Source organism: Xenococcus sp. PCC 7305 (assembly GCF_000332055.1).
Classification (GTDB): domain Bacteria; phylum Cyanobacteriota; class Cyanobacteriia; order Cyanobacteriales; family Xenococcaceae; genus Xenococcus.
The window spans coordinates 1-7,345 of record NZ_ALVZ01000038.1 but is presented as its reverse complement, the minus strand read 5'-3'; the positions used below and the strand labels follow the sequence as shown (position 1 = coordinate 7,345).

5 protein-coding genes are annotated in these 7,345 nt (G+C 38.7%); 1 reads left to right on the top strand and 4 read right to left on the bottom strand.

What is annotated here, in order from left to right; genetic code table 11:
• Positions 1-212: 212 nt before the first annotated feature.
• The 4 genes from XEN7305_RS00590 to XEN7305_RS00575 form a co-directional block, all read right to left on the bottom strand.
• On the bottom strand, positions 213-2,225 hold the full coding sequence (locus tag XEN7305_RS00590; protein WP_006507358.1) for an FAD-dependent oxidoreductase: 2,013 nt from the start codon (positions 2,223-2,225) through the stop codon (positions 213-215).
• A 47-nt stretch (positions 2,226-2,272) separates the two neighbouring features.
• Positions 2,273-2,713 (bottom strand): cupin domain-containing protein, encoded by a 441-nt coding sequence (locus tag XEN7305_RS00585; protein WP_006507357.1) that lies wholly within the window; start codon positions 2,711-2,713, stop codon positions 2,273-2,275.
• Between the two features lie 65 nt (positions 2,714-2,778).
• A complete protein-coding gene (locus XEN7305_RS00580) occupies positions 2,779-3,987 on the bottom strand; it encodes a hypothetical protein (RefSeq protein ID WP_144053166.1) in 1,209 nt (402 codons plus the stop codon).
• A gap of 155 nt (positions 3,988-4,142) precedes the next feature.
• Positions 4,143-4,613, bottom strand: coding sequence for a hypothetical protein (locus XEN7305_RS00575; RefSeq protein ID WP_006507355.1), 471 nt, complete (start codon positions 4,611-4,613; stop codon positions 4,143-4,145).
• Positions 4,614-4,701: 88 nt separating this feature from the next.
• On the opposite strand from XEN7305_RS00575, the gene XEN7305_RS26240 reads away from it, so the two are divergent.
• The coding region (locus XEN7305_RS26240; protein ID WP_006507354.1) for a caspase family protein at positions 4,702-7,345 on the top strand (2,644 nt) is incomplete at its 3' end.

The window sequence follows — 7,345 nt, the reverse complement described above, 5'->3', positions numbered from 1 at the left end:
CAATACTTCTCGCTTAGGGAAATAGGGATGTAGGGAATTAGGGAAATCTAGCTATTATTATTCCCCAAACCCCTAAAACCCCAAATCCCAAATCGTTAGGTTTTTAAAGTCAATCTTTAAACGAGAAGTATTGGGAAGCGATATCCTTTAGAACATCCCTCATCCCTCATCCCTTATCCCTCATCCCTCATCCTTTATCCCTCATCTCTTCTTTACTTCCAATCTTCCCAGGATTCATTAAAGATAGACGTGTCAGGAAAAGCAGTAGGATTTCCAGACTCATTTAATATTTTTTGTAGCGATCGCAATTGTGTTTCCTTAATGAAAGATTCATCAGTTAATTGATAAGGGAAGATATCATTCTCTAGCGCAAAAGCAGCAGTAATTCCAGCAGCAGCACCAGAAGACCATTCAAAGGAATGAACCCGATAGGCAGCAGCAGCAATATGACTAGTGGCAATAGTTTTTCCTGTGACCAGAAGATTATCAATTTTCTGGGGAATCATCGCTCTTAGGGGAATTTGGAAAGGATAAGCTTGCCCCGCACCTCTTCGTTCCCCCTCTCTTTCGGTGTTACCTGCTTTTTCTGCGGGATATTCATTCATGCAAGGATGAAAATCGATCGCGTAATGACCAATTCCTACCGAGTCAGGATAGATTGTCGAGCGGCTACGGCGCTGAACCTGTTCGAGATCAGCATTTTTATTGGTAATTAATTCCAAACCTTTGAGATTCTGCCACAATTGACGATAACTGTTTTCAGACAGAGTTTCTTTGTAATATTCATCTTGGTAATCATGGCGGGAAATATCAATTTCGGCAACGGTAAAACCATCACGATAACCAGGAGATGGCCTGCCAATAATCCGGCGGCCTTCGCGCATATAAGGATATTTGGACAAGCCATGAACTGTTCCCATAGGAGAGTCAATCCCCGTTAACAAACGATGATTGGGATCGGGTTTTTTGAAACCTTCTCCTAGTTGGGAGTCGGTATCTCCAGCAACTAACCAATGAAAGTAACCCAAGGCATGGTCTTCTCCTTTCTGTAAGGCTTCGGTGCGCAAACCACCTAGCCAACCTCCAGGATCGAGTTGTCCTGTTGCCTGTAGTTGTTGGCGAGTATAAACTAAATTATCTTGAGCTGTTCCAGGACGATAATCATTACCCCAAGTCCAATTTTGCATCGAGATATCGCCAGGGGTTGGTGCAGTGAAGTTAACGCCACGGAATGTTTCTTCTTCCCCAGCTTCAGGACTCCAAATACGGCGATAGGTAAAAACTAAGTTGAAATCGGCTAGTCTTTCTAGCTCATAGCTGTAATAGGGTGCATGTTGCGAGTAGAATTCTGGCTCTGGATGCTGTTGCGGTTCTTCCGTTGCTTCCATGGCAAAGGTATAGGTAAATCCTTGAGTGCAATAGGGATCACCTTCAGCACTAGAAGAAGAGGGTTCTAAATGCGATCGAGGATCGATGCCCAAACGATAAGGAACATCGGCTAAAGCAATAATTTCTCCTGTTTCGGTGGCTTCAATGACATACCAATCATCAGAGTTGTTAGGGGGGACAAAGCGAATAATCTTTTTCTGCAAATGCTCAGAGTCTTCGTAGCGATAGGCATCCTCAATAGTTTGGGAAAGTGGTTCTGTGTTTAGCGGGGGCGCGTTTTCTTGTGGGGTATGCTGAATCGCGATCGCGCTGGTAATATGGGTTTCTTCTCCAACCTTGGCGGTTGCCAATTCTTTAATCACTGTCGAGGGAAACCAATGCAAGGTTCCTTTCCCTTCTTTGGCCGCATCCTGTAGCTGTTCGGCTAAAATCTCATGGGCATCTTTCGGCAGAAAACAAGAGTAGCTGACCCAACAATCTCCAGGATTTAGTTCACCATAAAAATCTTCAATGCGATCGCGAAATTCCAAGTAACCCTGAGGGAAAAACAAACGCGATCGCTGAGTTGTTCTCTCATCCAGAGCAGAAGTCCCCTGGGAAGATATTTGACCGCCTACCCAATCGGTAATCTCAGTTAAGCAAACAGTTTTCCCTCGTAGCAGTGCTTCGTAACTAGCTGCGGCTCCTGCTAATCCTCCACCAACTACTAATAGTTCACATTCAACTTGGCTTTCGGGTTCTGTTTGTCCATGAGTCGGCGCGATCGCGCTTTCCCAGACAAATAGGCTGAGAGAACATGTGAAGAGAGATTTTAGAAATAAACTAGATATTTTCATTTATTACTTATTTACTTAATTACCTATTACTTATGACTTATTACTTATTACTTGGTTCCAAATTGCCAGCCTTGTTCTGTCATTTTTGCCGATAAATTAGCATCGGGATAGGTTACTTGATCTCCCGCAGTGCGATCGCCGATTTCTAAATAAGTTACGATCGCGTCGGAGTTATTAATTAAATGATGCCCATTGGCCTCTCCCGCAGGGAACCCTGCGATCTCACCAGCTTGTAAAATCTCCTCGCCTGCATCTGTTACTAGAGTTATTGGACCTTCAATGACATATATAAACTCATCTTGCCGTAAATGCCAATGGCGAATTGAAGACCAACTGTCCGGTTCTAGGGTAACTAAATTCACGCCAAAGTTTTTTAAGCCCGCCGCATCACCAAGACGCTTTTTAGTTCTTCCCGAGACTAAATGCTTAAATGCTTCTGGATAACTTGTGCCTTTTCTTGCTGGTACTTGTTCTGGGTTGATTATCATAAAAAGCTATATGTAGTTTAAGCTACACTTCATGAATGTTAGTACTGAGACAATTCAAGTTGAATTTATAACTTTTTTATTAAATATTTAAATAACCAGCCCAGTAATCCACAAATTAATATTAGACCAACAGTTATTGATATTCTTGAGGTTGGGTTTTCACAAGTTGTAGATTCTTTATCATAAAATATCTCGCAAGTTTTCTGGCTAGATTCAATCAGTTTAGTGCCAGCCATACCCGTACCAATAAAGGTAATTATATTTTGAAAATTACGATCTCTTTCACCCTTTTCTATCTCGATTTTACTATTAGTGGCATTAATTTTATTTTCTAATAATTTTATACCAAGCTGCATATTATCATTGTCTTTATCAATTTGAGATAGATATTTATTTTCAACTAAATTATCAAAGATACTAAGCTTCCCCAAATTATTTTTTAATTCTGATTCCACTTCTGACAATTTCTGTTTGATTAATTCAACTCTTCTTTGATAATTTTCTAGATTAATTTCAATAATTTGCTTCTGAAAAGTAAGTTTCAGTAAATCAATTGTATATTGATCAAGAATACCTTGAATCTCATCCAGACTCCCCTTCGCATTATTATTTGAAGCTTGAATATTATATTGATTTTGTTTGATGATTTTGGCATTGACATCTACCTTCCGATAATGATTAACTAAGCTTGCTTTAATAGTTCTACTTTGTTGATAGGCCCAGGTAATTTTATGGCGGTAGCAAAATAATCCCATCCAGTCTGAGTAAAACTCGGCCCCTTTAATTGCCATATCTTTGTTAGGAAACAGCAAGAATACTACATGCTGTTGAACCTTTGATTCTCGCTGCCAAATCTCAAAAAATTTACCATTTAAAAAATCACCCTCAGAGTATATTCCTGTTCGCCAATTATTCTCTGGGAACAAAACCTCGTAGCAAGCCTGGGCAATGGTTGCGGCATTTTGGCTATCTTCTTCTCTTAACCAACCAGAAACTAACCATGTATATCCAATAGTGAGATGGTCACTTGCTATTTTATTTTCAATCTCGATTTTAATATCTGCAAAGGAAGTAACATCTTGGGCTTCAGAGAGATTCTTCACCGAACAATCAATTTGCAATCCATAAACATCATTGATCCGTACAGGATAGTAATACCCTTCTAAAGCTGGATTCTGAGGCTCAAAGTCGAATTCATTCTCACCTGTTTTCGGATCAAGAAATAAGTCAAAATACTCAGTTTGGTTTGCAGATTGACGAAAATTAGCTCGCACCTCGGGCGGAAACTTGGCTAGAAAATCCTGTCTTTGTTCTTCTATTTCCTCTGAGCTCAAGTTTAGCGCACTCTTTAAATCATAGGAAAAGAGGTCGATAGTAGGATAAAAAAGTTGATTCATACTGTAGGAACAAAAAAGATAGAATTCATTAACTATTTCTTAGTGATAAATTGTTTCAGTTTATCGAAAGAGCTAATTTTTTTGACAACATCTTCTGATTTGTCTGATTCACACACAACAATAACAACATTATTCAGTTGTTGTTGAAAACCTGTGGCTGGAGCTGATGATTTAAAACCTCTGGCTTGAACATTAGAGGTCTTTGAACTTAATTTGCTTATTTCTTGATTGCTCGGTAAGCAAGAAAGCAAGAGCTCCTCTGGAATATCTTTAGTCGCTAGTTGCTTTTTATAAAATTGATAAGATTTGTTGAGTTGAGGATTATTAGCAATTGTTTTTAGCAACTGCGGTTGAATATCTTCTTCCCAAGCTTCTGGTAATATCGCAAACTGTTTGCCAACATTTTTTAAGGTTTTTTGCTCTTCGACTGTAAGGCTTTCAGAAAAATCACTGAGAGCCAGAATAAATGACAGAATATTCTGATTGCTGCTAGTGGTAGACATAATTGATTTTAAAAGGTGCTAAAGAGCTTTTTGTAATAAAATACTATAAGTTTCAAAAATATTCATCAGCAAATAAGCAGTCCGAAATATGTCTTCACAATGGGAAGCCCAGGTTATAGGGATTAACTATTACACTCCATTTAGTGGCCTCAATAGTTTGACTGCTGCTGCCAATGATGCCGAATTGGTTGCCAGTCGATTAGAAAAGTATGGGTTTGAAGATATTAGGGTTCAGCGATTACCGAGCAGAGAAAATTCGAATCAAAAAGGAATCTGGACTGTTGACGAGGAAGATGGGGTTAAAGCTGAAGAGTTAAGAACGGCTATAAGTAACCTTTTTAATCCCCCAGGACAAAAAGAACAACCGGAAATAAGAATTTTATTTTTTTCTGGTCATGGTTGGGAGCAAATAGTTAATGGCAAAAAAGAGGTTTTTCTTGCCACTAGCGATGTTTATCCTAAAAAAGAGAAATATGGTGTTCCTTTAAGTTGGTTGGGAGAACAGATAAAAACTAGCGCAGCTCAAAAAATCATTGTTTGGCTGGACTGTTGTCATAGTGGAGAATTATTCAATTATATTGATGAGCATGTCCTCAAGGAACAAAAGAAAGATTATTGTTTTATGACTGCGACTCGTTCCTTTGAATCGGGAATCGAAATTAGCCATGAGGAAGGTTTGTTTACCAAGGTATTAAATACAGGATTAGATCCAGAACATTATCCTGATGGAATTGTTAATAGCCATGAATTGCTTAAATATGTCAAAAAACATATGGCGCAAACTAAGCAAGCTCCTCAGATGGTCTGTTCTGAGAGAATGATTCCCTTAACGAGCAAATACAATAAGCGCAAATTTCAAGATAAATGCCCCTATCGTTCGCTTTCCTCTTTTAGTGAACAACAAGAAGATGCTCTAGTATTTTATGGGCGCACCAAAATAACTCGACAGTTAATACAAAAGGTTAATAATAAAGAACGTTTGATTGCAGTTTTTGGGCAGTCAGGCAGTGGTAAATCTTCCTTGTTGCGGGCAGGATTGTTGTATCAACTCAAATTAGGGCAATTAATCCCAGGCAGCAACAATTGGACATATCTAGAACCTATTACTCCAGGAGAACATCCGTTAGAGCGTTTACCTCAAGCCTTTAAGGAAAAATTGCCTCAAACAAAAGAGGATCGCCCAATCATCCTGATTATCGATCAGTTTGAAGAATGCTTTACGATGTGTGATGAAAAATATCGCTTAGCATTTATCGCACAACTTCAAAAATTACTTAAGTTACGGAAAAATCTGCAAATTATTCTGGGGATGCGCTCAGATTTTCGAAGTAGATTAAGAGAATATCCTCAATTTGCAACATTGATGGGTGAGAGTAAAATCAATGTTGCAAATTTAAATCAAGAAGAAATTAGAGAAGCCATTGAAAAGCCGGCAGAATGGGTAGGACTAGGCATTGAAGATGGGTTAAAACAACAGTTAATCAACGATGTACAGGATTATCCAGGTAGTTTACCTCTGTTGCAATATACTCTTACCGAGTTGTGGCAAGAAGCCAAAGCGCAAAAGGAAAAGTTTCTGCGGTTAAAAACATATCAGGAATTGGGGGGGATTGAAGGAACGCTAGAAAAGAGGGCTGATGAAGTTTATGCTAGTTTGTCAGAAAAAAATGTACAAGAATCTGAGAAGCAAAAAGTAGCGAAGAGAATATTTCTTGAGTTGACTCAGATGGGAAATATTCAGGATACTCGCCGCAAAGTTAGTTTGGGTTCACTAGTGAATTCTCATCATTCCTATAAGCTTTTGGACGATGTAACCGAATTTTTGGCCAATGAAAACAACCGCCTCATTACGAAAACAGATGATTTTTGGGATGAAAATAAAGCTCAAAATGTGCAAGAAGATGCAACAGAAAATACTAAAGTAATTTTGGATGTTGTTCATGAAGCTTTGATCCGCAATTGGAGAAAATTGCAAAAATGGCAGCAAGAATATCGTGATGGCATGGTGCTTGAGCGAAAAATTGAAGTCGCAGCTGAGGAATGGTTAGCTCAAGATAAGAAAGCTGACTATTTATTACAAGGTGATAGATTAGGCGCAGCCGAACTATATTTAAAGAATTATGGCGACTGGGGAATGCTTGATGGCCTAGGAGAGAATTTTATTGTTGAGAGTCAAAATCTAAGAAAACAACAAGAAGCAGAGCAAGAAAGAATTAGACAAAAAAGAATAATCGATTTGGAAATTCAACGTAAAGAAGCTGAACAAAGGGAAATCGAACAGCGTCAAGTTAATAAAAAATTACGCATTTGGTCTACAGTAGCGATAGTTTTTAGCATTCTAGCAAGTATCTCAGCTGTCAGTTCCTTCAGAAATAGCCTAGAAGTAAGATTAAAACAATTAGAACAGCAAGCAACTAATGTCAAAATTAAGCTTTCTCGTGAAAGTACCATAGAGAATCTTTTAGAATCCATTGAACTTGTAGGTGATAACCAAAAATTCAATCAAAGCTCTTTTAAAACCGCAAGTAAACTGGTGCCAGAAGTTCAATCAGTTTTGTATCAAACAGTGGAAGCAAGCAGAGAAAGAACAAGATTTGTTTTTAATGGTCATGAAGCTCCCGTCAGGTCGGTGACATTCAGCCCCTATGGCAAGTACCTTGTCAGTGGCAGTGATGACCAAACTATCAAGTTATGGGATGTCAATCAACAATCACTGCTGCACACCTTTCAAG

What these genes read in the sequence shown, in the direction of transcription:
- XEN7305_RS00590 (WP_006507358.1), bottom strand. Translation starts at nt 2,225, where the DNA reads ATGAAAATATCTAGTTTATTTCTAAAATCTCTCTTCACATGTTCTCTC.
- XEN7305_RS00575 (WP_006507355.1), bottom strand. Translation starts at nt 4,613, where the DNA reads ATGTCTACCACTAGCAGCAATCAGAATATTCTGTCATTTATTCTGGCT.
- XEN7305_RS00585 (WP_006507357.1), bottom strand. Translation starts at nt 2,713, where the DNA reads ATGATAATCAACCCAGAACAAGTACCAGCAAGAAAAGGCACAAGTTAT.